At 57.6% G+C, this 2,555-nt stretch carries 3 protein-coding genes; all 3 read right to left on the reverse strand.

The genetic code is table 11. From position 1 onward, the window contains the following. Positions 1 to 74: 74 nt before the first annotated feature. From tnpC to ACRXB1_RS34395, 3 genes are read right to left on the reverse strand one after another with little or no spacing between them, the layout of a single operon-like run. Positions 75 to 1,655, reverse strand: coding sequence for an IS66 family transposase (gene tnpC / locus ACRXB1_RS34385; RefSeq protein WP_449494578.1), 1,581 nt, complete (start codon positions 1,653 to 1,655; stop codon positions 75 to 77). A 30-nt stretch (positions 1,656 to 1,685) separates the two neighbouring features. Next, positions 1,686 to 2,039 carry an IS66 family insertion sequence element accessory protein TnpB gene (gene tnpB, locus ACRXB1_RS34390; protein WP_158937762.1) on the reverse strand — a complete coding sequence of 118 codons (354 nt, stop codon included), beginning with the start codon at positions 2,037 to 2,039 and terminating at the stop codon, positions 1,686 to 1,688. Then, positions 2,015 to 2,518, reverse strand: a complete 504-nt coding sequence (locus tag ACRXB1_RS34395; protein WP_062173836.1) for a transposase — start codon at positions 2,516 to 2,518, stop codon at positions 2,015 to 2,017. The genes tnpB and ACRXB1_RS34395 overlap by 25 nt, the downstream gene beginning before the upstream one ends. Positions 2,519 to 2,555 lie beyond the last annotated feature (37 nt).

Consider the following 2,555-nt stretch of genomic DNA (forward strand, 5'->3'; position numbering starts at 1 on the left):
GTATGCGATCCATCAACGACGCCCCTCTGAAGGTGCACGCCGTTGGAGTGTAGCCGGTGTAGGGGGACGCGCGATCAGGGAATGTCGACCGGCATCTTCCAAGGAAGCAGCGCGTCGTATTCATCGACGGTATTTGCAAGTGGCAGCCGTTGAAACAGCCAGGTGAGGTAACGATAAGGATCGATGCGGTGGGCGCGGCAGGTCTCCACGATTGAGTAGATGTTAGCGCTGGCGTTTGCGCCCGCAACGGTGTCAGCAAAGAGCCAGGAGCGGCGTCCTACACAGAATGGGCGAATCGAGTTTTCACAAGCATTATTCGAGATGGGCCAGTTGCCATTCTCGGTGTATTGAATTAGTTTCGGCCACTGTCCGCGCAGGTAAGTTAGCGCTTTGCCGAGGAGGCTATTTGGCACAACACCGGGAGATTGCTCGGTCAACAGCTTATGAATCACATCGAGCACGCGCCTACAGTACCGTTGTCGCAATCGCTGTCGCCGATCGACAGCCCATTGCGCGCTGCGTGCCTCCACGGCGAACAACTTTCCGATTAGCTTGATGAAGCGCGTGGCGAGCAGATCGGGCGAGCGCGCTGCTTTGGGCACATTTTCCTCGGCCTTGATGAAGTATCGTCTTGCGTGAACCCAGCATCCAAGATGAACAAGCTGGTATCGCTCGGCGAGGCCGTTATAGGGTTCATAGCCGTCCGTCATCAGAACTGCACCTTTACGAATGCCCGTGAACAGTTTATCAGCCAGGTGCGCACCGCGACCGGGCGTGTAGGTGAAGCAGCGGATCGGATTTCCTGAATCCGTCATCTGCGACCAGAGATAGCTCTTCGTCTGAGGCTTACGCCCCTTCTCCTTCAAGACCTGGAATGTCGTCTCGTCGCAGTAGACCAGCTCCGCATCGAGCAATGTATCGCGCATCAGGTTAATCACAGGCTGTATTGCCAGACCGACGCGAACCATGCTCGCGGCGATCGTGTTGGACGAGATGTCGCCGCCAAAGCGCCGCAGCAAACCAGCCTGACGATAAAGTGGCATTCCGAACTGATACTTGCCCGTGGCGATCCACGCAAGCGCCGATTCGGTAAGCAGTCCGCGAGGGATGATACGCGGGGGCGCCGGCGTGACCTTGATGCCGAGATCGCAGCACGGGCACGCATACTTGACGCGCTGATGCTGGATCACGCGAAGCTGCTCTGGAATCACATCGAGCTGCTCGCTAATCTCGACCCCGATTTCCACGAGCGCGTGGCCGTCGTTCGTGCAGAAGCGCTCAGCCTCGGGGAGATCATGTCGCACAACCTCGCGCGGGAGATTGGGATCGAGCGGTTTGCGATGACCACGCGTTTTGCGCGTATGCTTGCCAACTGTCGTCTCTGGAGTGTCTTCCTGAGCGGCGCTGCTGTTCGCACTGAGCGCTTCGGCTTCGTTGAATAACCCCAGTTGATCCGAACCCCGCGCTTCGCTCTTCGCGCCGAACAGTTCACGACGGTAAGCACGAAGCCGCTCCTCGGCAAGATCGCGTTCCGCTGTCACGAGCCGCAACGCGCCACGTAGCGTTTCCTGTTCTTCTCGCAGTGCGCGAGCGGCCTCGCGCTCAGCGAGCAGCTCTTTCAATTCGTCGGCGGTGATCGTGACCTCGATCGGCATACTGCTTGGACTAATATGCCAAGGGCGCGTTCAGCTAACGCGGAGATATTCTCGCTTTGTATGTCGCCGAATCGCCGTAATGTCATCGCCGTCGAGCAGCGCGTGCAGCACCTCGCTTGTCATCGTCACGACCGCGGCCTTGTTGTCCGGCCAGATGAAGTGGCTCGTCTCCAATCGTTTGATCATTAGCCAGAAACCGCTACCATCCCAGAAGAGAATCTTGATGCGGTCACGACGCCGATTCCCGAAGATGTAAAGAGAGGAGTCCATCGGGTTCAATTGCATGGACTGCTCGACGAGGATCGACAAGCTGTTCATACCGTAGCGGAAATCGACAGGATCACGGTGCAGGTAGACCTTCAGCTTTTCGTCGAACCTGAACACGGCAACCTCCCCAGGATCTGCACTACGGTCGTCAGTTCGTCGATGGTCGCGATCGAGCTGCCCAGCTCAAGTTCGACGCCGTTCGATAGACGCACATGCAGCGCCAGAGACATCGTCATCGGGGGTGGCGCAGCCGATGGTGGCGTCGCCGCATGGGCGACCGCAACAAATGGCGCAGCGTGATCGTTGTACGACATCGTTAGCGCGGCAGGCACCGCAATGTCGATCATCACTTCGTCCGATACCTCGGAGACTTTAGCAACCGATTCTGTGGCGGCTTGCCGCTGCCGATACTGCGTAACCCAGGTGCGCAACAGATTCGGGTTGATATCATGTTCCATGGCTGTTCGGGCAATCGATACGCCTCGCTTCAGACACAGACGGATAAGTTCATCCCGCGCTTCGTCATCGTATTCGCGTCGGCCATCGCGCTTTTGGCCAATCACTAAACGGCTTCGCAAGTCATTTTCTTCTGTCATCGGTGCAAATCCTCTAAGTGTCCACGTGGACACCTAG

This window comes from Caballeronia sp. M23-90 (assembly GCF_053574605.1).